Source organism: Martelella lutilitoris (assembly GCF_016598595.1).
Taxonomy (GTDB): domain Bacteria; phylum Pseudomonadota; class Alphaproteobacteria; order Rhizobiales; family Rhizobiaceae; genus Martelella; species Martelella lutilitoris_A.
On sequence record NZ_CP066786.1, the window covers coordinates 3,620,348 to 3,644,889 of the forward strand.

General features: G+C 63.2%; 24 protein-coding genes and 1 tRNA gene. 14 read left to right on the forward strand and 11 right to left on the reverse strand.

Features of this window, described 5'->3' with window-relative positions:
• Positions 1–53 precede the first annotated feature (53 nt).
• From JET14_RS17310 to JET14_RS17340, 7 genes are all read left to right on the forward strand, one after another.
• Positions 54–887 carry an SDR family oxidoreductase gene (locus JET14_RS17310; protein ID WP_200335124.1) on the forward strand — a complete coding sequence of 278 codons (834 nt, stop codon included), beginning with the start codon at positions 54–56 and terminating at the stop codon, positions 885–887.
• A gap of 14 nt (positions 888–901) precedes the next feature.
• Positions 902–1,411: an O-acetyl-ADP-ribose deacetylase gene (locus JET14_RS17315; protein ID WP_200335126.1), complete on the forward strand. Its 510-nt coding sequence runs from the start codon at positions 902–904 to the stop codon at positions 1,409–1,411.
• A 101-nt stretch (positions 1,412–1,512) separates the two neighbouring features.
• Positions 1,513–1,710 (forward strand): twin transmembrane helix small protein, encoded by a 198-nt coding sequence (locus JET14_RS17320; protein WP_024708460.1) that lies wholly within the window; start codon positions 1,513–1,515, stop codon positions 1,708–1,710.
• Between the two features lie 13 nt (positions 1,711–1,723).
• Positions 1,724–2,296 (forward strand): cob(I)yrinic acid a,c-diamide adenosyltransferase, encoded by a 573-nt coding sequence (locus JET14_RS17325; protein ID WP_200335128.1) that lies wholly within the window; start codon positions 1,724–1,726, stop codon positions 2,294–2,296.
• Between the two features lie 185 nt (positions 2,297–2,481).
• Positions 2,482–3,231 carry an electron transfer flavoprotein subunit beta/FixA family protein gene (locus tag JET14_RS17330; protein WP_200335130.1) on the forward strand — a complete coding sequence of 250 codons (750 nt, stop codon included), beginning with the start codon at positions 2,482–2,484 and terminating at the stop codon, positions 3,229–3,231.
• Between the two features lie 12 nt (positions 3,232–3,243).
• A complete protein-coding gene (locus JET14_RS17335; RefSeq protein ID WP_200335131.1) occupies positions 3,244–4,173 on the forward strand; it encodes an electron transfer flavoprotein subunit alpha/FixB family protein in 930 nt (309 codons plus the stop codon).
• A 49-nt stretch (positions 4,174–4,222) separates the two neighbouring features.
• A complete protein-coding gene (locus tag JET14_RS17340) occupies positions 4,223–4,648 on the forward strand; it encodes a secondary thiamine-phosphate synthase enzyme YjbQ (RefSeq protein ID WP_200335132.1) in 426 nt (141 codons plus the stop codon).
• A gap of 310 nt (positions 4,649–4,958) precedes the next feature.
• Here the strand turns inward: JET14_RS17340 and JET14_RS17345 are convergent, their stop codons facing one another.
• Complete coding sequence (locus JET14_RS17345; protein WP_200335133.1) at positions 4,959–5,858, reverse strand: LysR family transcriptional regulator; 900 nt, start codon at positions 5,856–5,858, stop codon at positions 4,959–4,961.
• Positions 5,859–5,986: 128 nt separating this feature from the next.
• Here JET14_RS17345 and JET14_RS17350 point away from each other — a divergent pair, with 128 nt between their 5' ends.
• Both JET14_RS17350 and JET14_RS17355 read left to right on the forward strand, forming a co-directional pair.
• Entirely contained in the window at positions 5,987–6,919 is a 933-nt protein-coding gene (locus JET14_RS17350) for a ring-cleaving dioxygenase (protein WP_200335134.1), read from the forward strand.
• 52 nt (positions 6,920–6,971) lie between these two features.
• Positions 6,972–7,577: an alpha/beta hydrolase gene (locus JET14_RS17355; protein ID WP_200335135.1), complete on the forward strand. Its 606-nt coding sequence runs from the start codon at positions 6,972–6,974 to the stop codon at positions 7,575–7,577.
• Between the two features lie 379 nt (positions 7,578–7,956).
• Here JET14_RS17355 and JET14_RS17360 read toward each other — a convergent pair.
• Positions 7,957–8,030, reverse strand: a tRNA-Gln gene (locus JET14_RS17360).
• A 287-nt stretch (positions 8,031–8,317) separates the two neighbouring features.
• Between JET14_RS17360 and JET14_RS17365 the strand changes: the two genes are divergently transcribed.
• Together JET14_RS17365 and JET14_RS17370 are read left to right on the forward strand one after the other, a co-directional pair.
• Positions 8,318–9,940, forward strand: a complete 1,623-nt coding sequence (locus tag JET14_RS17365) for a Ppx/GppA phosphatase family protein (protein ID WP_200335136.1) — start codon at positions 8,318–8,320, stop codon at positions 9,938–9,940.
• 2 nt (positions 9,941–9,942) lie between these two features.
• A complete protein-coding gene (locus JET14_RS17370; protein WP_036237256.1) occupies positions 9,943–10,647 on the forward strand; it encodes an RlmE family RNA methyltransferase in 705 nt (234 codons plus the stop codon).
• A gap of 84 nt (positions 10,648–10,731) precedes the next feature.
• Here the strand turns inward: JET14_RS17370 and JET14_RS17375 are convergent, their stop codons facing one another.
• From JET14_RS17375 to JET14_RS17415, 9 genes are all read right to left on the reverse strand, one after another.
• Positions 10,732–11,493, reverse strand: coding sequence for an aldolase/citrate lyase family protein (locus JET14_RS17375; RefSeq protein ID WP_200335137.1), 762 nt, complete (start codon positions 11,491–11,493; stop codon positions 10,732–10,734).
• A 177-nt stretch (positions 11,494–11,670) separates the two neighbouring features.
• Positions 11,671–12,579, reverse strand: coding sequence for a 2-oxo acid dehydrogenase subunit E2 (locus JET14_RS17380; RefSeq protein WP_200335138.1), 909 nt, complete (start codon positions 12,577–12,579; stop codon positions 11,671–11,673).
• Position 12,580: 1 nt separating this feature from the next.
• On the reverse strand, positions 12,581–14,011 hold the full coding sequence (locus JET14_RS17385) for an NAD-dependent succinate-semialdehyde dehydrogenase (RefSeq protein ID WP_200335140.1): 1,431 nt from the start codon (positions 14,009–14,011) through the stop codon (positions 12,581–12,583).
• Between the two features lie 16 nt (positions 14,012–14,027).
• Positions 14,028–15,377 carry a biotin/lipoyl-containing protein gene (locus JET14_RS17390; RefSeq protein WP_200335142.1) on the reverse strand — a complete coding sequence of 450 codons (1,350 nt, stop codon included), beginning with the start codon at positions 15,375–15,377 and terminating at the stop codon, positions 14,028–14,030.
• A complete protein-coding gene (locus JET14_RS17395; RefSeq protein WP_200335144.1) occupies positions 15,367–16,362 on the reverse strand; it encodes an alpha-ketoacid dehydrogenase subunit beta in 996 nt (331 codons plus the stop codon). Before JET14_RS17395 ends, JET14_RS17390 begins: the two co-directional genes overlap by 11 nt.
• A 12-nt stretch (positions 16,363–16,374) precedes the next feature.
• Entirely contained in the window at positions 16,375–17,358 is a 984-nt protein-coding gene (locus JET14_RS17400; protein WP_200335146.1) for a thiamine pyrophosphate-dependent dehydrogenase E1 component subunit alpha, read from the reverse strand.
• Between the two features lie 13 nt (positions 17,359–17,371).
• On the reverse strand, positions 17,372–18,670 hold the full coding sequence (locus JET14_RS17405; RefSeq protein WP_200335148.1) for a M24 family metallopeptidase: 1,299 nt from the start codon (positions 18,668–18,670) through the stop codon (positions 17,372–17,374).
• A 77-nt stretch (positions 18,671–18,747) separates the two neighbouring features.
• A complete protein-coding gene (locus JET14_RS17410) occupies positions 18,748–19,554 on the reverse strand; it encodes an SDR family NAD(P)-dependent oxidoreductase (RefSeq protein ID WP_200335149.1) in 807 nt (268 codons plus the stop codon).
• 45 nt (positions 19,555–19,599) lie between these two features.
• On the reverse strand, positions 19,600–21,330 hold the full coding sequence (locus tag JET14_RS17415) for an ABC transporter substrate-binding protein (RefSeq protein WP_246750361.1): 1,731 nt from the start codon (positions 21,328–21,330) through the stop codon (positions 19,600–19,602).
• Positions 21,331–21,636: 306 nt separating this feature from the next.
• Between JET14_RS17415 and JET14_RS17420 the strand changes: the two genes are divergently transcribed.
• From JET14_RS17420 to JET14_RS17430, 3 genes are all read left to right on the forward strand, one after another.
• Positions 21,637–22,599: a sugar ABC transporter substrate-binding protein gene (locus JET14_RS17420; protein WP_200335151.1), complete on the forward strand. Its 963-nt coding sequence runs from the start codon at positions 21,637–21,639 to the stop codon at positions 22,597–22,599.
• 91 nt (positions 22,600–22,690) lie between these two features.
• Positions 22,691–23,488: an SDR family oxidoreductase gene (locus JET14_RS17425; RefSeq protein ID WP_200335152.1), complete on the forward strand. Its 798-nt coding sequence runs from the start codon at positions 22,691–22,693 to the stop codon at positions 23,486–23,488.
• 70 nt (positions 23,489–23,558) lie between these two features.
• Positions 23,559–24,533, forward strand: coding sequence for an ABC transporter permease (locus tag JET14_RS17430; RefSeq protein WP_200335153.1), 975 nt, complete (start codon positions 23,559–23,561; stop codon positions 24,531–24,533).
• Positions 24,534–24,542: the final 9 nt, after the last annotated feature.

The window sequence follows — 24,542 nt, forward strand, 5'->3', positions numbered from 1 at the left end:
CCTGGCTTCCTTATATAGGATGATGAACGGCATCATGTACCGGAGAGTGTCAATTGACTGAAGAATCCACGATAATCGTCACCGGTTGTTCCAGCGGCATCGGCGCCTATTGCGCCCGCGCACTGGCGAAAGACGGCTGGCGCGTTTTCGCCACCGCAAGGCGCGCAGAGGATCTGGCGGCGCTTGAGGCCGATGGTCTGGAGGCGCTCTATCTCGACTACACCGACGAGGCCTCGATTGCCGCCCTTGTCGAGGCCGTGCTGGAACGCACCGGCGGCAGGCTCGACGCGCTGTTCAACAACGGCGCCTACGGCCAGACCGGCGCTGTGGAAGATGTTTCAACCGATGTGCTGCGCGCCCAGTTCGAGGCAAATGTCTTCGGCTGGCACGACCTCACCCGCCGGATCGTTCCGGTGATGCGCAGGCAGGGGCATGGCCGCATCGTGCAATGCTCCTCCATCCTCGGCCTCCTCCCCTATCGTTTTCGCGGACCCTATTCCGCCTCCAAATACGCGCTCGAAGCCCTCTCGCTTACCCTGCGCATGGAGCTTGAGGGCAGCGGCATCTTCGTCAGTCTGATCGAGCCGGGGCCGATCGCCTCGAAATTCACCGCCAACGCGTTGAAGCATATCAGGGCCAGCATCGACATCGAGGGCTCGGTCCATGCCGAGGACTATCGCAAGCAGCTGGCCCGGCTCGACGGTTCCGGACCGCCCAACCGCCACAAGCTGGAACCGGACGCCGTGCATGCCGTTTTGCTGAAGGCGCTGAGGGCGAAACGGCCGAAACCGCATTACCTCGTGACAACGCCCGCCAAGCAGGGCGCTTTCCTGAAACGGGTCATGCCGGCCGACTGGTTCTACCGCCTGATGGGGCGCATGAGCTAAAGGAGGCCGACGCAATGCATGGAATCTCCGTGATCCGGGCCGACATCACGGCGCTTGAGGTCGACGCCATCGTCAACGCCGCCAACAGCACGCTTCTGGGCGGCGGCGGGGTTGATGGCGCCATTCACCGTGCCGCCGGCCCCGGACTTCTTGCCGAATGCCGCAGCCTTGGCGGCTGCCCCACAGGCGAGGCGCGCATTACCGGCGGTCACGGTCTGCCCGCCCGCCACGTCATCCACACGGTCGGCCCGGTCTGGCGCGGCGGCGCGCGCGGGGAAGCGGCGCTTCTTGAAAGCTGCTACCGCACCGCGCTGAGGCTTGCCGCCGAGCACGACTGCCGCACGATCGCCTTTCCCGCGATCTCGACCGGAATATACGGCTTTCCCGCCGACAGGGCGGCTGTCATCGCCGCAAGCACGATCGCAGCGACGTGCGCCGAACAATCCGTCATCGAGGCGGTTTATCTGGTCGCCTTCGATCAGGGCGCCGAAGCTCATCTGAAAAAGGCCGTTGCCGCCCTTTGAACCGTTTGAACGCAGTTTGCCAATTGCCAGGCCCTTGCAAGCGCGCCGAATTTGTCGTCTCATGCGTCCTCCCGCTTCGCCGGGTACATCGGAGGAGAACCATGTCCAGCTTTTTCATATTCGTGACTATCATTGCGATGATGCTGGTCGTGTTCTTTCTCGTGCGCGGCCTCATCAACATGATGAAGGGTGGCAGCGGCGAATTCTCCAACAAGATGATGCAAGGCCGCATCGCCTTCCAGGCGATCGCCATCGTCCTCATCATGTTCACCCTCTGGCTCATCCAGTCCGGACACTGATTTCAAGAACAGCATGGTCAAACTCAACAGGATCTATACCCGCACCGGAGACGGCGGCACGACCGGACTTGCGAGCGGCCCGCGCCGCAGGAAGTCGGATGCGCGGCTTGTCGCCATCGGCGATGTGGACGAAACCAACGCGGCGCTCGGCCTTGTGCGGCTCGAGGCGGAAGACGAGGGCCCGCTGGCCGAGGCGCTGAAGCGGATCCAGAACGACCTCTTCGATCTGGGCGCAGATCTGGCGACGCCGGAGACCGGCGAAGCCCTCTCCTACGAACCGCTGAGGATCGTCGATGCCCAGGTCGACTGGCTCGAAGCCGAGATCGACCGGCTGAACGCGAGGCTTGCGCCGCTCACCTCCTTCGTGCTGCCCGGGGGCGGCCCGCTTGCGAGCGGCCTGCATATGGCCCGCACCGTCTGCCGCCGCGCAGAACGCGCGATGGTGGCGCTTTCGGGCGAGGAAGCAGTCGGGGCCCCTGCCCTTTCCTATATCAACCGGCTTTCCGACTACCTCTTCGTTGCCGCCCGCCATGCCAATGACGACGGCAGGTCCGACATTCTTTGGGAACCGGGAAAAAACCGCTGATTTTGCAGAAATTTGCCCGGTTTCGGGCAATGATTCTTTGTCAAAGCAGGCAAATGAAATTATTCATGTCGCCCATTGGCAAGCGAGCGCGGCCGAAAGACCGCAATCTCACCCACGCCGGAATGCACGTTCCGGCCCCCAATGTCTCGATTGAGGCCATCCGGCCCTGATCCAGGAGGAAGAAGATGAAGGTTCTGGTCCCGGTAAAGCGGGTTGTCGACTACAACGTCAAGATACGCGTGAAGCCTGACGGCACCGGCGTCGAGCTTGCCAATGTGAAGATGTCGATGAACCCGTTCGACGAGATCGCGGTGGAAGAGGCGCTCCGCCTGAAGGAAGCCGGCATTGCCACGGAAGTGGTTGCCGTCTCCATCGGCCCGGCCAAGGCCGAGGAAACCATCCGCACCGCCCTTGCCATGGGCGCCGATCGCGGCATCCTGATTGGCACCGACGAGACCGTCGAGCCGCTTGCCGTCGCCAAGCTCCTGAAACAGGTGGCCGAGGCGGAAGAGCCCGGCCTCGTCATTCTCGGCAAGCAGGCGATTGACGATGACAGCAACCAGACCGGCCAGATGCTGTCCGCCCTTCTCGGCTGGGGCCAAGCCACCTATGCCTCAAAACTGGACGTCGGAGACGGCGAAGCGACTGTCACCCGCGAGATCGACGGCGGGCTGCAGACCATCACGGTCAGACTGCCGGCGATCATCACCACGGATCTTCGCCTGAACGAACCGCGCTACGCCTCGCTGCCGAACATCATGAAGGCGAAGAAAAAGCCGGTCGACAAGAAGACCCCGGCTGATTTCGGCGTCGACATTGCCCGCCGTCTGGACGTGCTGAAGACCGAGGAGCCGGAAACCCGCAAGGCCGGCGTCAAGGTGGCGAATGCCGCCGAACTGGTCGACAAGCTGAAAAACGAAGCCGGCGTGCTGTAAGGAGAAACCGCCATGACCATTCTTCTCATTGCAGAACATGACGGCGCGACTGTCTCCGAACAAACCGCCAAGGCCGCTACCGCCGCTGCAGCGATCGGCGGCGACATCCATGTGCTGGTCGCCGGCAAGGCTTGCGCGGCGGCGGCCGAAGCGGCCGGCAAGATCGACGGCGTTTCCAAGGTGCTGCTGGCGGAAAGCGACGCGCTGGCAGAGAGCCTGGCCGAACCGCTTTCGGCCACCATCCTGTCGCTTGCCGATGGCTATGACGTGATCATGGCAGCCGCCACCACCACGGGCAAGAACGTGCTGCCGCGCGTCGCCGCCCTTTTGGACGTGATGCAGGTTTCCGAGATCATCGAGGTGGTTGCGCCGGACACGTTCAAGCGTCCGACCTATGCCGGAAACGCGATCGAGACGGTGAAGTCGCTCGACGCCAAGAAGGTGATCTCCGTGCGCACCGCCGGCTTTGCCGCTGCCGGGCTCAACGGCTCGGCGCCGGTGGAGACCGTCGGCGGGGCGGAAGACCCCGGCCTCTCCTCGTTCGTGAAGAACGAGATCGCCAAATCCGAGCGTCCGGAGCTTACCTCGGCGAAGATCATCATTTCCGGCGGCCGTGCGCTCGGCTCGTCGGAGAAATTCCAGGAGGTGATCCTGCCCGTCGCCGACAAGCTGGGCGCCGCCGTTGGCGCCTCGCGCGCAGCGGTTGACGCCGGCTACGCGCCGAACGACTGGCAGGTGGGCCAGACCGGCAAGGTCGTTGCGCCCGAGCTTTACATCGCCTGCGGCATTTCCGGCGCCATTCAGCATCTGGCGGGCATGAAGGATTCCAAGGTGATCGTCGCCATCAACAAGGATGAGGAAGCGCCGATCTTCCAGGTGGCCGATTACGGCCTCGTCGGCGACCTGTTCGAGATCCTGCCCGAGCTCGAAAAGGCGCTCTGATCTGTTTCGCGCCGGTCTTTCGCAAGGCCGGCGCGACAAAGGAAAAGACATGCCCCAGACCCGACTGACCGTTCAGACCCGCGGACAGGGCCTTTATGAATTCACCGACGAGGCCTGCCGTTTCGTGCGCGCCAACACCGAAGAGGACGGGCTTCTGACCGTTTTCGTTCGCCATACATCCTGCTCGCTTCTGGTCCAGGAAAATGCCGATCCCGACGTCAAACGCGACCTCTCGGCCTATTTTTCGAGGCTCGTGCCGCGCGCGGACGACCCGGCCATGGACTATCTCGTCCACCGGCTGGAAGGCCCGGACGACATGCCGGCCCATATCAAGACGGCGCTGACCCAGGTCTCGCTCGCAATTCCCGTATCCGCCGGCAGGCCGGCGCTAGGAACCTGGCAGGGACTTTACCTGTTCGAACACCGCGACCGCCCGCACCGGCGCGAGATCGTGCTGCATCTGTCGATCGCATAGCCGACCGGCTTTCGGTCCCGCGGCATCCGCTAGCAAACCCGTCATTGTCGGTGCGGCGCCCGGCCCCTTCGGCACGTCGCTGGCGCCGGATCAGTGGTTGAGCGTCCTGCGCATGCTCAGGGCCAGGCCATACCGGGTTGGCCGCATCATGCACACCCCGGAGCATCAGGCCGTAGACGAGAACGGCCGACCGGCGGACGAGCGCATCACGAAGAACCTGCCGGAGATGCCTTCAGGCTTTTCGGAAAGCCTTGACTGCGAAACCGGTTCGGGTGAACGACACGACCTTCCCGAGCCTTTGCGCGACCGCTCAAAGCAGCCTGACGCGGGTCACATAGGCCTCGAAGAAGTCGGAGAACCGGGCAATGCGCATCGGCAGGCGTTCATAGGGCGGGTAGTAGAGCGTCAGCCAGAGTTCACTCGGCGTCCAGTCGTCGAGCACCTGAACAAGCCGCCCTTCGGCAAGTGCGCTCTCGACGATGAAATAGGGCAGAAGCGCCACCCCTTCCCCGTTTTCGGCAAGCCGCGCCAGGAGTTCGCCATTGTTTCCGGCAAGCGCGGATCCGGCTCGTACGCGCCGCCGCCGGCCTCCATTGGTAAGCTCCCAGTTTTCCGACATGGCCTCCGCATCGAAGGCAAGACAGCTTGCGGGCTGAAGGTCATCCGGATCCCGTGGCGCTCCATTGGCCGCGAGGTAACCGGGAGAGGCAACCAGCACCCGCCGGATCGGACAGAGCTTGCGCCAGATTGTCGACTTGTCGTCCGGCGGCCCCGAAATGCGGATGGCAAGATCATAAGGGGCTGAGACGATGTCGACGAAACTGTCGGTCAAGGTGACGGACATGCTGACTGCAGGGTTTTCCGCCCTGAACCCCGAAAGGACATCCGGCAGAACCTGCTGGCCAAGCGAGAGCGGCGCGTTCAGCCGTATATGGCCACTGACGGCCGCCTCCTGCTCGCGGACTTCCTCTGCCGCATCGTCGAAGGCCTGCAACAGAGGCCGCATCCGGGCGGCATAGACGGCGCCGGCCGATGTCAAAGAGACTTGTCGTGTCGTGCGTACGAAAAGTTGTACGCCGAGCCGTTCCTCCAAGGCACTGACGGCCCGCGTGACGCTGGGCGCGGTCATCGACAGGACGCGGGCGGCCGCGGCAAAGCTGCCCAGCTCCGCAACGTTCAGGAAGACACGGATATCATTCAGATCCTTCATCCGCGCATTATTACACTTATTGCAATAATATCGGCAATTTTATTCCTGTTCAAATTTGCGGCCGTCGCCATCATCTTAACGGTCAGAAATGAGGTCCGTAGGCCTCGCAGGTATAAAGGAACAATATGATGTTACAGCAAATCAAAGGCCTGCATCACATCACCTCGATGGCGGGCGACGCCCAGAAGAACAGCGACTTCTTCACCAAGACGCTCGGCCTTCGCCGGGTCAAGAAGACGGTCAATTTCGACTCTCCCGATGTCTATCACCTCTATTACGGAGATGAAGTCGGCACCCCCGGTTCGGTAATGACCTATTTCCCGTTCCCACACATTGCAAGGGGCAAGCCCGGCACGGGCGAAGTCGGCGAGACGCTTTTCGCGGTTCCGAAAGGCTCGCTCCCGTTCTGGAGAGAACGGCTTTCGACCCTGAAAGTCGGTGAAATCTCCGAAAGCGAAGTCTTCGGTGAAAAACGGCTGCGCTTTGCCGGCCCCGATCACGACGCCTTCGCGCTGGTGGAAGTCGACAATGACGACCGTACCGGCTGGCTGAAGGGCGATGTCGCCGAAGCCCAAGCCATCCGCGGTTTCCGTGGCGCAAGCCTGCGCCTTAAGGACAGCGGCGCGACATCCGAACTGCTCGGTTTCATGGGCTATGAAAAGGTCGACAGCAAGGATGACTGGACCCGCTATGCCATCGCGAACGGCAACGGCGCCGATGTCATCGACATCGAGACGCTGCCTTCCGCCAATGCGGCCCGTCAGGGCGCCGGATCGGTGCATCACATTGCATTTGCGGTGGACGACCGCGCCGCACAGCTCGAAGTCCGTAAGGCGCTGATGGATACCGGATACAACGTCACGCCGGTCATCGACCGCAACTACTTCTGGGCGATCTACTTCCGCACGCCGGGCGGCGTGCTGTTCGAAATCGCCACCAACGAGCCAGGCTTCGATGCCGATGAGGACACCGCCCATCTCGGCGAGGCGCTCAAGCTACCCCCGCAGTATGAGAGCCACCGCGCCAAGATCGAGGAAATCCTCACGTCGATAGAAGACTGACGCCATTTTCAAGGCGGCGGACCGGACGTCCGCCTGCCGGAGGTTTGAAACCATGACCAAAAATCTCTATCAGGCCTATACGAGGGAAGGCGAAAGCGGAAAGCCGCTGGTCTTCACCTTTCACGGCACGGGCGGCAACGAGAACCAATTTGTGCCGCTGGTGGACGGACTTATCCCCGGCGCTCAAATCGTCTCGCCGCGCGGCGATGTCTCCGAATATGGCGCGCTGCGCTTTTTCCGGCGCACCGGCGAAGGCGTCTATGACATGGATGACCTTGCCCGCCGCACCGAGAAGATGACGCGCTTCATCGCCGGTCACAAGGCGGCCAGCCCGGGGCGGGATGTCTACGCGCTCGGTTATTCCAACGGCGCCAACATCTTGGCCTCGGTGCTTTTCAGCGAGCCGGAACTTTTCGACCACGTCGTCCTGCTGCATCCGTTGATCCCCTGGCGGCCGGATGACAATACCGGACTTTCCGGCCGCAAGATACTGGTGACCGGCGGCGAACGCGATCCGATCTGCCCGCCGGCCCTTTCGGCCGCGCTCATCGACTACTTCAAAGCGCAAAATGCGGACGTCCAGTCGGCGATGCATGGTGGCGGCCATGAAATCCGCCCTGATGAGATTTCTGCCATCACCCGGTTTCTCAATGGCTGAAGGCAGAGCCCAGCCCTTCCAATAAGCCGTCTCCCGCCCTCACCAGAGCGCCGGAGACGGCGCGAGATTGAACTCATGATCCTGGTCCACGACACCGCGCATCGCGGCCACACGCGGCAAGGCTGGCCCGACAACCAGGTTCAGGCGCCCGAACCTGTGAAGATCGAATAAGGGCCCCTTACCGTCGCTCGCATCGGCTGTCTATGGCACAGGGGCACGTTGGTTTACCCGTTCTCGTTCAGTGTTCGACAAACGGGATCACAAACCAGTCGAAAACGAGATCAGGAAGCTCGAAGCGGGGACAGGTCATCCCCGACCGAACGTCCAACCGACACGTTCTGTTCTGGCATCCAAACCGATAATGCGTTTTGAAATCAAATGGCTGGGGAACCTGGATTCGAACCAGGACTAACGGAGTCAGAGTCCGTGGGTCTACCGTTAACCTATTCCCCAACGTCCGGCGGCAGAGGCGCCGGTGATGTGGAGGGCTTATAAACAGAATTGGCCCGGCTTGCCAAGGGGGTTTTCGAAAATTTCCTTTCGATTGAAAAGCATCCGTCCCCTGGCAGGGGAAAATCGCGGGCTGGCGCACTGCCATGCTCCGTCCTTCAGCAGACAGAAAAGGCATTGGCCTTCCTTGTCCCCGCTGCTATGATGGCGGCAACTGAAAAACAATTGAGCGCCATGTTGCGAGCGGCCCCTGGCGGTGACGGCTTGCGCGGCGCGATGGAACTGAAAAAGTGGAAGACCCCCAAAACAGCGACAGGCTGTCTGATGGCGGGGCGCGCTTGACAAAAGGCAGCGAGGGCAAGCGTGCCCGCCGTCGCCGATCCCGGAAGGGCAGCAGCAATGCCGCCGCCGGAGTGCCCGCACTGAAGAGCGGCGTGAATGCGCCGGCAGAACAGGCTCTGCCCCCGGGTGAAGCCGGTCCCCGCAAACGCAAGCGCCGCCGTGGCAAACGACGCGGCGGGAGCGATAGCGTCATTTCGGCTGGCGGCGACAGCCAGGGTTCAGACCCTCAGGCGACCGGCGCGGATAAAAAGGGCGAAGCTTCCAAGGGCGGAGCCGCCGGAGGAAACCACAAGAAGCGCAGACGCCGCCGCAAGGCCCATACGCGCGGTCCGCTCGGCGTGGATGGATGCAAACATCAGCACGCGGGCGCGCAGTCCGCAGCCCCCCCGCAAGGCGGCGCAAAGCGGACCGACGCCCCGGCCTCGGGCCCTGCCGGCAATCCGGCTGCCCTCAGCGGTTCAGCGTTTCCCCCCTCCTCTCAGGACAATGCCCGTCCGGCACCGCGCGGCCCAAGACCCGGCGGAGGACACCATCACGGCGGCAACACGCTTTATGCCGCGCTCGACCTCGGCACCAATAATTGCAGGCTTCTGATTGCCCAGCCCACGCGTCATCACCAGTTTCGGGTTGTCGATGGCTTCTCGCGCATCGTCAGGCTCGGCGAGGGACTGGCGGCCACCGGCAGCCTCTCGCCGGAAGCGATGGACCGCGCGGTCGAGGCGCTTTCGCTCTGTGCCGCCAAGCTCAGGGGGCGGTCGGTGCGCCGCATGCGGCTGATCGCGACGGAGGCCTGTCGCGCGGCCGACAATGGCGACGCCTTCCTGAAGCGGGTGCGAAGCGAGACGGGCCTCGAACTCGAGATCATCAATCGCGAAACCGAGGCGCGCCTGGCCGTTTCCAGCTGCGCCTCACTGATCGGCAGGGAGACGCGCGCCGCAGTGCTTTTCGATATCGGCGGCGGCTCCTCCGAGATCGCCGTCATCAGGCTTGGCGAGAACCGTTCCCCGCGCATCGCCAATCATATCTCGCACTGGACATCGCTGCCGGTCGGCGTCGTGACGCTGTCTGAACGCTACGGCGGACATCATGTCACGCCGGCGATCTTCGAGGACATGGTGGCGGAAGTCACCGCGCTGCTCGGCGATTTCCACTGTCCGGAGGTCGAGGGCGGGGCTGATGACGACGGGTTCCACCTGATCGGCACGTCTGGAACGGTCACGACGCTTGCCGGCGTCCACCTCGACCTGCCGCGCTATGACCGGCGCAAGGTAGACGGCATCTGGCTCTCCGACGATGAGGTCACGGCGATGCAGGAAAAGCTGCTCTCCTGGGATTTCGCGGGACGGGCGGCCAATCCCTGCATCGGTCCGGACCGGGCCGATCTGGTGCTCGCGGGCTGCGCCATTCTGGAAGCGATCCGCCGCCGCTGGCCGGCGCAGCGCATGCGGGTTGCCGACCGGGGCCTGCGCGAGGGCATTCTGACCGACATGATGATGCACGACGGCGTGTGGCGCTCGAAAAGACGCCGGGGCGGCTTCAATCGACCTCCCCGCAACGACAACAAGGACTGACCATGGCCAGACAACCTGCAAAACCGGTCCGCACGGGCCGCAAGATCGGCCAGAAGGTCAAGAAGACCAAGCTGAAGGCCTCTTCGCGGCGCTGGATCGAACGGCATATCAACGATCCCTATGTTCAGCGGGCGAAGACCGAGGGTTTCAGGGCGCGCGCTGCCTACAAGCTGCTCGAGATCGACGAGAAGCACCATATCCTGAAGGGCGCGCGCCGGATCATCGATCTTGGCGCGGCGCCTGGAAGCTGGTCGCAGATCGCCGCCAAGGTGACCGATTCGACGGATACCGACGTCCGCGTTGCCGCGATCGACTTTCTTGAGATGGCGCCCGTTCCCGGCGTCAAGTTCTTCGAGATGGACTTTCTCGACGACGCGGCCCCAACGCTCCTGCGCGCGGCGCTCGACGGCCCGCCCGATCTCGTGATCTCCGACATGGCCGCGCCGACCACGGGCCACAAGCGAACGGATCACCTGCGCACGATGCATCTTTGCGAAGTCGCGGCGCATTTCGCCGTCGAAACGCTGGCCGAGGGCGGGCATTTTCTGGCAAAAACCTTCCAGGGCGGCGCCGAACACGACCTCCTGACCATGCTGAAGCAGAACTTCCGGCAGGTGGTCCACGTCAAGCCCGCAGCCTCCCGTTCGGAATCGGTCGAGATGTTCCTGCTCGCCAAACACTTCAAGGGCCGTGCGCGGCCGGGCTGAGCCCGCCCCGTGGCAAGCGTCAAGCCGGTCCGGACCCGAGCAGGCAGTCCCGAATGCCGCAAGGCATCCGGCGAAAACGGCTCCTCAGAATTGCCGGCGCAGCGCCTTGAGCCCCGTCATGAAGACGCCGACATCGGTGCCCACGGCGAGGAATTCGATCCCCATCTTCTGGTATTTCTTCGTGAGTTCCGCATCGCCGATCAGAATGCCGGCGGCCTTGTCCGACGCCTTGATGCGTTCCAGCGCATCGATGACCGTCTCCTGCACTTCCGCCGCGTCGACCTGTCCGGGAAAGCCCATGTCGGCGGCCAGATCGGAGGGGCCGACGAAGACACCGTCGACGCCCTCGGTGGCCAGGATGTCGTCAAGGGCTGCGATCCCCGCGCGGCTTTCGACCTGCACCAGCACGCAGATTTCGTCGCTCGCCGTGGAGAGGTAGTCGGAGACGGTATCGTAGAGCGAGGCGCGGGCAAGAGCTGCCCCTATGCCGCGCGCGCCCTTGGGCGGATAGCGTACAGAGCGCACGACCTCCGAAGCCTGCGCGCCGCTTTCGATCATCGGCACCAGGAAATTGCGCACGCCGATATCCAGATACTGTTTCATGAGCGCCCGGTCATCCGAGGGCGGACGCACCACCACCGCCGGATCGAAGGCTGCCAGTACGCGCAACTGATCGAGGATCGATCGGAGATCGTTCGGCCCGTGCTCGCCATCGACCAGCAGCCAATCGAAACCCGCTTGGGCGCAAAGCTCCGCGGTCGTCGCCTCGCCGAGACCGAGCCACAGGCCGATCTTCTGTTCACCGCGCCTCAGCGCGGCCTTGAATTCATTCGTATCTACAGGCACGCTCGCCTCCTCAGGAACATTTGACGCGTCCGGCAGGAGAGAATCACCGGCCCCGCCTCGATCCGCCGAGCGTATTGAGCCACACGACCGGCCCGCCAGACAATCCCCTTGGCAGGGTCATTCGGTACGCTTGCGCCATACCCCTTCATCGCCGGACAGGCTCACGCCTCCTCCGCCTCAGGCAAGGAGCATCCGGCGCGGATCGGCAAGAAGCCGGGCATAATGGCTGAGGAACCGCGCGGCATCCGCGCCGTTGATCACCCGGTGATCATAGGAAAGGTCAAGCGGCGCCATCAGCACAGGCTGCCAGGCCTCGTTCTCCCAGACCGGAACGGTCTCGGCCCGCGCGATGCCGAGAATGGCCACTTCCGGCGGGTTGACCAGCGGCGTGAAGGCCGTGCCGCCGATCCCGCCGAGATTGGAGACCGACATTGAGGCTCCGCCCATTTCATCGGGACGAAGCTTGCGCTCGCCGGCCCGCCTCGCCAGATCGGCGATTTCGGCGGAGATCTGCCAGAGGCCCTTGCGGTCGGCATCGCGGATTACCGGCACCATCAGCCCATGCGGGGTGTCGACGGCTATGCCTATGTGGACATAATTCTTTCGGATCAGCGCCTTGCCATCCGCCGAAAGCGATGCGTTGAACGGCGGAAAGGCCGCCAGCGTCAGCGTCAAAGCCTTGACGTGAAAGGCTAGCGCAGTCAGCTTGAGGCCTTTTGCCTCCGCCTCCGCCCTGAGACTTTTGCGAAAGGTCTCGACAGCGCGCATGTCGGCGCGGTCGTGATGGGTGACCTGCGGGATCATCCGGTTGGCGGCCGAGAGATTGTCGGCGGCCAGGCTTGCGATCCGCGTCACCGGTTCTTCGCTGACAGAGCCGTAAGCCGCATGGTCGATATCCCAGTACCGTCGGTCATCCGCGCTGGCGGCTCCCCCGACAACGGGTGCGGAACCGTCCATATGCTGGTCGACATCCTCGCGCGCCAGATTGGTGCGACCCGATTTTCGGGCCACATCGGAAAGGTCGACGCCCTTGCGTCCGGCATAGGCCACGACGGCCGGGCTTGCGATGAAATCCTTGTCGCTCATGTCACCATTCCGCCGAGATATACTGGGTTTCCATGAATTCGAGCATGCCCTCATGCCCGCCCTCGCGCCCGAGCCCGGACTGCTTGACCCCGCCAAAGGGGGCCGCCGGATCGGAGACGAGGCCGCGATTGAGGCCGACCATGCCGTATTCCAGCCGTTCGCAGACGCCCATGGCGCGCTTCATGTCCTCGGAGAAGACATAGGCCACCAGCCCGTACTCGGTGTCATTGGCGCGCCTGATCACGTCTTCCTCGTCACTGAAGGTCTGTAGCGCCGCGACGGGACCGAAAATTTCGTGATGGACGCAGTCAGCGGTTTCGGGGACGTTCGACAGCACGGTCGGGGGATAGAAAAACCCCTTGCCGTTCGGCCGCGTTCCGCCAAGTTCGATTTTCGCGCCCTTCGCCACGGCATCCTCGACGAAGCCCGCGACCTTGTCCCGGGTCGATGCGTTGACCAGCGGCCCGACATCGATGCCATCTTCCAGGCCGTTGCCGAGTTTCAGCGCGGCCATGGCGGCCGTGAATTTTTCCGTGAATTCAGCGCTGACCTTTTCATGAATGTAAAACCGGTTCGCTGCCGTACAGGCCTCGCCGAGATTGCGCATCTTCGCCAGCATGGCGCCTGCGACCGCCTTGTCGATATCGGCATCCTCGAACACCAGCAGCGGCGCGTTGCCGCCGAGCTCCATCGCCGGCTTGACCACCTGATCGGCAGCCGATTTGAGCAAGGTGCGCCCGACCCCGGTGGAGCCGGTGAAGGAGACCACGCGCACGCGCGGATCATGCAGCATGTGGTCGACAATCCGGCCGGAATGTCTCGACGGCAGGACGTTGACCAGCCCCTTCGGCACGCCGGCCTCTTCCAGAAGCGGCATCAGCGCCAGCATGGTGAGCGGCGTTTCCGTTGCCGGCTTGATGATCACCGCGCAGCCTGCCGCCAGCGCCGGCGCGATCTTGCGCGTGCCCATGGCCGCCGGATAGTTCCAGGGCGTCACCAGAACCGAAATGCCCGCCGGCTTGTGCTGCACGACGATGCGCGCGCCGGATGCCGGGGCATGGGTGATCAGCCCGTCGGCCCTGACGGCCTCTTCGGCGAACCAGCGGAAGAACTCGGCCGCATAGGTCGCCTCGCCCATGGCATCGGCCCGCGCCTTGCCGTTTTCCAGCGTGATCAGGCGGGCGAAATCGTCCAGTCGCGCGGTCATCAATTCCCAGGCCCTGCGCAGGATCTCGGAGCGTTCGCGCGGCTTTTTCGCCTGCCATTCGGCCATCGCCCTTTCGGCGGCATCAAGCGCCAGATCGGCATCGGCGATGTCGGCGGAGGCGACGGAGGCAATCACCTCTTCGGTGGCCGGGTTGACGACGTCGAAGCGCTCGCCGCTTGCGGCCTCGCGCCAGTTTCCGTCGATATAGAGATTGGTATGGTCCATCACATGGCTCCGATGTTCAAAGAAGATGGCGCAGCGGCTCGTCGATACGACCGGCAAAACCGGTCACGAAAGCAAGGGCCGCCGCCTCGCTCAATTGGCCGTCGTGATAGTCGAGCCCGATAATGAAATCGTCACGGTCGCGGCCGATGGTCAAAACCGGCGCTGTTTCGGCCCGGGCCGTGGCGCGGGTCACCGCGGAGCCCGTCAGGTCGCGCAGGATGATGTCCGCATCACCCTCTTCGGCTTCCTCGAGTGTCGCGCCAAGGCGCATGCGGTCCGCATTGGCAAAGCGCATTATTGACCCGCCCGGCATCTCGATGCCGGCAACGATCCTGTCCCTCGCGTCGGCGCTGCGCAGGGCGGCGGAGGCGAAGCCGAGCCAGATCCGGGACGACGACGGCGCATCGACTGTCTCCTTCCGAAGCCAGTCCATAAGGGCCGAAAAGCCTGAGGCCGGAACCCGCGCCTCGATATGCAGCGGCACGGCCGCCGGGACAGCAGCAGGCGAAGTGCCTACCCGTGCCCCCAATCCGCGCAGGATTTCAAGGTCGGACGCATGATAGGGCTGGGCCACGCCCTCCTCGGCAAGCCGCGCCAGATCAAGGCCCTGCTCCCGCGCAAGCCGCCGCGCTTTCGGCGAGGCAAGGATGCGGCCCTCGACCGGGGCGACGGGTTTCGCTGGCGCCTTGGGCTTCGACGGTGCCTTGCTATTGTCTGATGCCGCGTCTTCCGCTTTTGCGGCAGGAGCCGACTGTGGCTGAGGCGCGGCTTTGGCGCTGCGCCGCACCGGCCTTTCCGGTTCTTCAGCCGAAATCAACGCGATCACCGAGCCGACGGGAACGGCCTCGTTCGCCTCGGCCAGAATGGCGGCGACATAGCCGTCATGGCCGGCCTCGACCTCCATGACCGACTTGTCGGTCTCGACCTCCAGCAGGATATCGCTTGCGGAGACCTTGTCGCCCGGTTCCCTGCACCAGTTGACGATCAGCCCGGTATCCTGCGCCATGCCAAGCGCGGGCATGATGATCTCCGCGCCCTCCGGCAGGGTTTCCTCTCCGGCCTTTCCGGCGTCCTCCTTTGCGTTCGCTTCAGGCGCTTCGCCGGACATGGCCTCCTGAACGTCGTCGGCACTCTCGACGATCACGGCCACGACGGAACCCACCGGCACGTCGTCACCGTCACCCGCCGAAACGGCGCTCAGAAAGCCATCGGCAGCCGCCTCGACCTCCATCACCGCCTTGTCGGTCTCCACCTCCATGATCGCCTCGCCGGAAGAAACGGGCTCGCCGCTCTTCTTCAGCCAGCGGACGATCTTGCCGGTGTCCTGCGCCATGCCGAGCGCGGGCATTATCACATCATGCGGCATGGAAAAGCTCCCCGCGGACAGAAAGCCGCGCCTTCTCCGCCACCCGTTCCGGCGTCGGCACGGTGATATCCTCCAGCGCCGGCGAGAACGGCACCGGCACATCCATCGCCCCCATGCGCAAGACCGGCGCATCGAGGTGATAGAAGGCCTTCTCGGAAATGCGGCTGGCGATCTCGCCGGTGATGCCGAAGCTTTGGTGCCCCTCGTCGATCACCATCGCCCGGGACGTCTTCTTCACCGAGTTGAGGATGGTTTCCTCGTCCAACGGCACGATGGTGCGCGGATCGATGACTTCCGCCGAAATGCCTTCCTTTGCCAGAAGGTCGGCCGCGGCAAGCGCCGCCTGCACCATGGAAGAGGTGGCAACCAGCGTGATATCCCGGCCCTCGCGCAGGACCGCGGCCTCGCCGAAGGGGATCAGATATTCCTCCTCCGGCACCTCTGCCTTGTCGTTATACATCAGCTTGTCTTCGAAGATGACGACCGGATTGTTGTCGCGGATCGCCGTCTTCATCAGCCCCTTGGCCTCATAGGCCGACGAGGGAAGAGCCACCTTCAGGCCCGGAATATGGGCAACAAGCGCATGCAGCGACTGGGAGTGCTGCGCGGCAGAACGCCGCGTCGCCCCCAGATTGGTGCGCACCACCAGCGGCACGTTGAGCTTGCCGCCGGACATGTAGTGGATCTTGGCCGCCTGGTTGCAAAGCTGGTCCATGATCAGGAACAGGAAGTCGCCGAACATCAAATCGACGATCGGCCGCGCCCCGGTCATCGCCGCACCGACGGCAAGCCCCATGAAGCCCGGTTCGGCAATCGGCGTATCGATAACCCGCTCGGTTCCGAACTCCTCCACAAGACCCGACAACACCTTGAACGGCGTGCCCGCCTCGGCGATATCCTCGCCGATGATGAAGGTCGTGGGGTCGCGGCGCAGTTCCTCCGCCAACGCCTCGTTCACGGCCTGGGAAAGCGTGATCTTTCGCATGGATTTTCCTCCTCAGTCCGCAAAGACGTGCATGTCGACTTCGTGCGCGTCCGGGTATTTCGCCTTCAGCGCATAGTCGACGGCGGCCGCCGCATCGTCGCGGATCTCGGCCTTCAGGGCCTCAAGCTCCTCGCTCGAAGCAATCCCCTCACCGGTCAGCCACTTCGAGAATTTCTCGATCGGATCGCGGTTTTCCTTCCATTCCTTCTCCTCGGCCTTGGAACGGTAGTATTCGCGGTTGATGTCGCCGACATGGTGACCGTGATAGCGATAGGTCTGCAGCTCGATGAAGAACGGCCCCTCGCCGCGACGGCAGCGCGCGGCAAGTTCGCGGGCCAGCTCGTTGACGGCGAGAACATCCTGCCCGTCGACCTCGAAGGCCTCGATACCGAAGGCCCGCGCCCGATCGGTGATCGAGCCGGCCGCGATCTCGGCCGTTGCCGTATACTCCGAATAGCCGTTGTTCTCGCAGGCATAGATCACCGGCAGGTTCCAGAGCGCCGCCATGTTCATGACCTCGTACAGAAGACCCTGCGCCGTTGCCCCGTCACCGAAGAAGCAGACCGTCACGTCGTCGGATTTCTGCAGCTTGGCGCGGAGCGCCGAGCCGGTGGCAATACCCATGGAACCGCCGACGATGGCATTGGCGCCGAGATTGCCGTGGCTCTGGTCGGCGATGTGCATCGACCCGCCCTTGCCCCGGCAATAGCCTTCCTCCTTGCCGAGGAGTTCGCAGAACATCGCCTGGAACTCTGCCCCCTTGGCAACGCAATGGCCGTGGCCGCGATGGGTGGAGGTGATCCGGTCGCTGTCGGTCAACGCCTCGCAGATGCCGACGGCAACCGCCTCCTCGCCGGAATACATATGCGTCAGCCCCGGCATCTTGGCGGAGAGATAAAGCTGGTTGGCATTATCCTCGAAGGTGCGGATGCGGACCATCTGCCGGTACATGCGCAGATAGTCCTCGCGATTATGCTTGTTGTCTGAAGCGCTCATGACGTTTCCCGCCTCAATACCGGTTGGCGATCGGCAGTTCTTCTGCCGGAAACAGCGAGATCACCTCGCACCCCTTGTCGGTGACGACGACCTCCTCCTCGATGCGGGCGGCGGAGAAGCCGTCGGCGGCCGGGCAATAGGTTTCCAGCGCGAACACCATGCCGGTCTGGATTTCCATGGGGTTGTCGAGCGACACCGCCCGCGAGATGATCGGGCGCTCGTGCAATGCCAGCCCCAGACCATGGCCGAACTGAAGGCCGAAAGCGGACAGTTCGTCCGGAAAGCCGAATTCTTCCGCCTTGGGCCATGCCTTGGCCACCACATCCGTGGTCACGCCCGGCTTGATCAGCGCGATCGACGCATCGATCCATTCGCGCGCCTTCACATAGGCATCGACCTGGGCAGGCGTCGAGCGGCCGATATTGAAGGTCCGGTAATAGCAGGTGCGGTAGCCTTGATAGCTCTGCAGGATATCGAAGAAGGCCTGATCGCCGGGCCGGAACAGCCGGTCGGTGAAATTGTGCGGATGCGGATTGCAGCGCTCGCCGGAAATGGCGTTGATCGCCTCCACATCATCGGAGCCCATTTCATAGAGCATCTTGTTGGACAGCGCGACGATCTCGTTCTCGCGCACGCCCGGTTTCAGCTCCTCGTAGATCATGTGATAGACGCCATCGACCATGCTGGCGGCCTGGGTGAGAAGCTGGATCTCGTCCCAGTTCTTGATCTCGCGCGCCGACAGCATGATCTGCTGGCCGTCAACGACGTTGATGCCTGCAGCCTTCAGCGCCTCGAACATGGCGGTTTCGGCATAGTCGACGCCGACCGGCATATCGGCCATGCCCGCATCGCGGATGAGACCGGCGATCTCCTCGGCATATTTCCGCATCAGCCCGAAGGAGGGCGGGATGGTGCCACGCATGCCGACGACGCCCGCCCGGCAATGATCCGGCACCAGCCAGTCGGAAAACTTGCGGTGATGCACGGCGGCGGAGCCGAAATCCCAGACATAAGGCGCGTCATCGCCCGTCAGCAGGCAGAAGCGGCACATCTTGTCGCGTTCCCACTCGCCGATCTTGGTGGCGGAGACATAGCGGATATTGTTGACGTCGAAGAGCAGCAGCGAGCCCGCATCGCTGTTCTTCAGCGCCTGGCGGGTGCGCGACAGGCGGTAGCGCCTCAGCCGGTCATGATCGACGCGGCGTTCGAAATCGACGGACGTATGGCCCCATGCGGGAAGCCGCCCCTCCCAGTTCCAGTTGGGCTGAAGGTCCTGCGGGGTGAGCACATTGGGTGTCAGTGCGCGGTTCATAATATCCTCCGTCGGGCGAGGCCTTCACCTGCCCGCATGTTTGAAATGGATGGTCAGAAAATCGGGGCGTCGCGGCGCTACTGGATCACCCAGCCGCCATCGATATGGATCATCTGGCCGGTCATGTAGTCGCTGTCGTGGCTGGCGAGGAATGCGGCCGTACCCTTCACGTCGTCGGGATAGGAGACCTTTTTCAGCGCCAGAGCATTCTCCGCGAGGTCTTCGAAAGCCTGGCCTTCCTTCTGCTTGAAACCCATCTCGACCAGATCCTTGTCGAGCTGCGCCCAGAGCGGCGTCTTGACCACGCCCGGCGCATAGCCGTTGACGGTGATATTGTGCTCGGCGAGCGTGACCGCGCCGCAATGGGTGAGCGCCAGGCAGCCATATTTCGAGGTGCAGTAAACGGTGACATCGTAAAGCGGTTTGCGCGACGCGACCGAACCGACATTGATCAGCTTGTAGACATGCTCCTGCTTGCCCTGCTTGATCATCTGCCGGGCCACCGCCTGCATGCCGAGCCACATGCCCTTGGTGTTGACGTTCATGATGAAGTCCCAATTGTCCTCATCGATGTCCATGAAGAATTTCGGCTTGTTGACCCCGGCATTGAACAGGCCGACATTGATCATGCCGAAGGCCTCGACGGTGGCGGCAACCGCCGCCTCATTGTCATCACGGCTCGTCACATCCATCTTCACCGCAATCGCCTGGCCGTTGCCGGCGGCGTTGATCTTGTCAGCGAGTGCCTTGCCCAGTTCGAGGTCAAGATCGCCGATGCAGACATTGGCGCCCTGCTCGGCGAAATGCTCGGCATTGGTCGCGCCCATGCCCTGGGCGCCGCCTGTGATCAGGATGTTTTTGCCTTTGAGGCGATTGGGGTCCATGGTCTCTCCTCCCGTGTTGACCGGCCCTTTGACTTTGCAAAGAGCCTATGTGACGCGTTTTCGCATGGCCTCTTCCGCGCGCGTCTGAGCGCGCGAAAGGGCCTGTTTCGGACTGACGATGCCGCGCAGCATGTCGTGCAGCTCATGGCCGCAAATCTGGATGATGTCGGAAATTTCCGGGATCGGCGGGCGCGGCCAGAACTGCAGCTCGTCGCGCCAGGACATCTGGTCGACGCTCTCGAAGATCGGCGACAGGCGGCGCACTTCCGGGTCGGAACCGACGGAATAGCGCGGCGCGGTGCGGCTGCCGTTCTGGATGAAAAGTTTCTGCGCTTCCGGCGAGGTGAAGGCGACCAGCGCCTCGACAGCCTCGTCCACCCGCTCCTCCGGCAGGTTGGCGGGAACGCCGAAGACGTAGCCGCCGACCGGCGCGATCGGCGTGCCGCCCGGCCCGTGCGGATGCGGCAGATAGCCTGTATTGCCGAAGGCGGGCGATTGCGGATCGAGCTCGAAATAGGGCGCCAGAAGCGTATAGCCATAGGCCATCGCCACCTTGCCCTCGGCATAGGGCCGCACGCGCTCGTACCAGGACATGGACAGGATGTCGGGCGGCGAGAATTCCATCAGCGCCAGCAGATATTCCGCGGCTTCGAGCGCCTTCGGCGTGTCGATCGTCGGATGAAGATCATCGCGCTCCAGATGGTCGGCGTCGAAACCGCCGGCGATTTCCTTCAGGTTGATGATCGGCTGGCCGAAATCGGCGCAGGTCATCATGAAGGTGTGGCCGAGCGCCGTTCCGCGCGCGGCGTTCCAGGCAATGCCGTAGACGCCCATGCGCGGCTCGTGCAGCCGGGCGGCAGCCTCGAGTACGGCCTCCGTGGTTTCCGGCGGCTCAAGGGCGGCTTCCGCGAACAGGTCGCGGCGATAGAAGAACAGCTCGGGCGTCGTCTGGCTCGGCACGCCATAGGCCACGCCGTCCCAATGAGCGGCGCGCCAGCCGGCCGTGTGAAAATCACCGGGGTCGAGCCTGTCGAGATCCATGATGGACGGCAGCGGCCGCAGAACGCCCTTCTTGACGAATTCGCCAAGCCAGGGCAGGTCGACGGCGATCAGATCGTAGCGGCTGACGGCGCGTTCGGCATTGCGCAGCGCCTCGCCGCGCAGACGGTCGATCGAAAAGGCGCGCTGATGGATATTGCAGCCGACCAGATGCTCGAACTGGCGCTTCAGATTGCTCATCACCATGAAGGTCGGGTCGCCATGGACGAGGATGCGCAGGCCGCCCGAAAGCTTCATCGGCGTCGGCAGCGCCTGCGGCGGGCCGATCAGCATCTTTCCAGGCTGGTACGAGCCGCCGAAATAATAGTCCGCGTTCTCCTGGGTGAAGCCGTCGGCGCCGAAACGCACGGCCGCCAGACGATGGATGCGACGGGCAAGCTGGCACCAGTTGTCCAGCATTTCCGGGCTTGGGTGCAGGGAAACGCTCTTGCCGGATTTCGAACGCGGGCGCTGTTCGACCGCGCCCGATTCCAGCAGTTCGGTGAGCTTGCGCGTCGCCGTCGCGTAAGGAACGCCGGAGGCCGCGATGATCGACGAGGGGATCACCATCCGCCCTTCCAGATGCCGGCGCAGAAGATGCAGGCACATGTTGAGATAGGGGTTGGGGGCGTTCGGCGTGGTGGCGTCATCGACCTCGACCAGCACATCTTCCATGAACCGCACGACGGCCTCCAGCTCGGCGGAAACGGAAGGTTTTGCCTCCGCTCCGCCGGCCACGGCAGCGCCATATCCATTTTGAATATTTTGTGCGATATCCTGATTCATCTGTCCCGGCAAACCGTGCTCCGGTCTGCGCCTCGTTGGCGATGCCATTTGTTGTCCTCTCTATTTGTCCAAAACCGCGATCCTGAAATATCGCTAAAAAATCCAATACGGATAATTAAAAATTCATTCTGGATATTTTAGGCAGGTCCATTGCCGCCGAATTAGTGGTGTATGAAAGCCCATTGCCCGGGAGAGGCCCGACCGGTTGCCGGAGGGCCGAGGCAATGCATTCATTTTATCGTTTGGGAGGAACGGAATATGAGATTTTCAGCCAGGCTGACCTTGGCCGCAACGACCGCGATTGCGGGGCTCGCCCTTGCAGGCGCCGCATCCGCCGAGAGCTACAAGATCGGCATCACGCAGAACAATGTCGGCGTTGACAGCTATCAGACGACCTATGAGCAGGCCTTCATCAACGCGGCCGACGCCAACCCCGACGTCGAAACCGTTGTCCTCGACGCAGGCGGCGACGTCGCCCGTCAGATCGCCCAGGTGGAAGACTTGATCCAGCAGAAGGTCGACGCCATCATCATCTGGCCGACCAATGGCGAGGCCGTCATTCCGGCCGTGCGCAAGGCCCACAAGGCCGGTATTCCGGTGATCGTCACCAATTCCAACATCGCGGAGCCGGGCTTCGATTTCGTCGCTTCCTTCTCCGGCCCGGACAACATCACGCAGGGCGCGCGCTCGGCCGAGATCATGTGCGACAAGTTCAAGGACATGGGCATCGCCGATGAAGCCAAGATCGTGCAGATCTCCGGCCAGCCGGGCTATACGACGGCGATCGAGCGCGCCAAGGGCTTTGAGGATCGCCTTCCGGAAGTCTGCCCGAACGTGACGCTGATGGAAACGCAGCCCGGCGACTGGAACCGGGAAAAGTCGCAGAAGGTGATGGAAGCCTTCCTCGTCAAATATGACGACATCGACGGCGTCTATGCCGGCGACGACAATATGGGCGTCGGCGCGCTCAACGCCGCCAAGGCCGCCGGCCGCGACGGCATCATCTTCGTCGGCGCGACAAACTTCTCCGTCGGCTACGAGGCCATGGAAAACGGCGATTACTGGGGCTCGATCTACCAGTCGCCGGTCGATGACGCCGAGGCCGCGCTGCAGACGGCAATCGACGTGCTCGACGGCAAGGACGTGCCCTTCCTCAACTATTTCGACACGCCCAAGATCACCCAGGACAATATGGACCAGTTCACCAAGCCGGTGTTCTAAGCCTTATCCCTGATTGCGGCGGGGCCGGGCGCAAGGCCCGCGCCCCCGCCTTTTCCAAATCAACCAAACATCAAATAACGGGAGAGGCTCAGTGGGTCGTGTCTCTGGACGTTCCTGCATCGTGACGGGAGCGGCGCGCGGTATCGGCCGCGCGATTGGCGAAGCGCTGCTCGACGAGGGCGCGGATGTCTGCTTTGCCGACATCAACGGCGAAAGCCTCAAGGCGGTCGAGGAGCAGAACCGGGACCGCGCCGCGCGAAACGGCGGGCGGGTTACCCATGCCATCGTCGACGTGACGAAGCGCGAACAGGTGCGCGCGATGATCGCCCATGCGGTTTCGGTCTTCGGCAAGCTCGACGTCAAGTTCAACAATGCCGGCGTCAACCGGCCGATGAATTTTCTCGACGTGACCGAGGAGAACTGGAATTTCATCATGTCCGTCAACGGTCTCGGCTGCCTGATCGGCATGCAGGAGGCGGCGCGGCAGATGATCAGCCAGAGGACCGGCGGCAAGATCATCAACACGACCTCGATCGCCGGCAGGCAGGGCTTCGACAATGTCGCGCCCTACTGCGCATCGAAGGCGGGCGTGATATCGCTGATCCAGTCCGGCGCGCGCGATCTGGCCAAACACAACATCACCGTAACCGGATTTGCGCCCGGCGTGGTGGCAACGGAAATGTGGGAACAGGTCGACCGCGATCTGATGGAGATTGGCGCGGCGGAAAAGCCCGGCCAGGCCATGGCCGAATTTTCCGCCGACATTCTGCGCGGCAAGGTGGCCCGGCCGGACGACATTACCGGCACGACCACCTTTCTCGCCTCGCCCGACAGCGATTACATGACCGGGCAGGTAGTCATGATCGACGGCGGCATGACGCTCGTTTGAAGCGCGCATGCGAAGACAAGGGCGAATAACGCCCGAAATGGCCTGGTAACCGAAGCTTTGGGAGGAGCTTGTGGCGAATTTTACGCGAAAAGACGTGGGCGCATTGCTGGCCCGGCAAGGGATCCTGATCGCCTTCGTGGTGTTCATGATCGGCTTTGCCCTGATCAACCAGCGCTTTGTCGCGCCGGACAATATTCTGGGCGTGATCCGCTCCTCGGCCATTCTGGGCGTCATCGCGCTCGGCGTCACCTTCGTCGTCATCGGCGGCAATCTCGACCTGTCCGTCGGTTCGATGATGTCCTTTTCCACCATTGTCGTGCTCGACCTGCATGACAGGCTCGGCCCGGTTCTCGGCATTCCGGCGATGTATGCGATGACGCTGGCGCTCGGCGCCTTCAACGGCTTCCTGATCGGTTACCTCCGGCTCAACTCGCTGATCGTCACGCTCGGCATGCTGTCGGCGATCTACGGCCTGACGCTGACCTATTCCGGCGGCAAGAATATGGATATCGCCGACAAGGAACACACCTGGTTTTCCGTCTTCGGCCAGGGCGACATTCTCGGCATCCCCTCCCCGATCGTCATCTTCGCGGGTCTGGCCATCATTCTTGCCCTGCTGCTTGCCAAGACGCCCTTCGGCCGCAAGGTCTATGCCGTCGGCGGCAACGGAGTTGCGGCGACCTTTTCCGGCATTCCGCGCGCCCGTATCGTGTTCTTCACCTATCTGATCTCCTCCTTCTGCGTGGCGACCGCCGGCCTCATCCAGGCCAGCCGCTCGCTCGGCAGCCAGAACACGGTCGGCCAGGGGATGGAACTGGAGGTTCTGGCGGCCGTCATCCTCGGCGGCGCGTCGCTGCTCGGCGGATCCGGCACCGTGTTCAAGACCGTCATCGGCGTGCTGATCCTCGGCTTTATCCAGAATGGACTTCTGCTCGCCGGCCTGCAGTTCTACGTCCAGTATGTCGTCACCTGGGTGATCATCATTCTTGCGGTCTGGCTCGATATCGCCGCCAAGCGCGGCCGTCTCTGGTCGCCGATTGCGTGAGGAGATGAC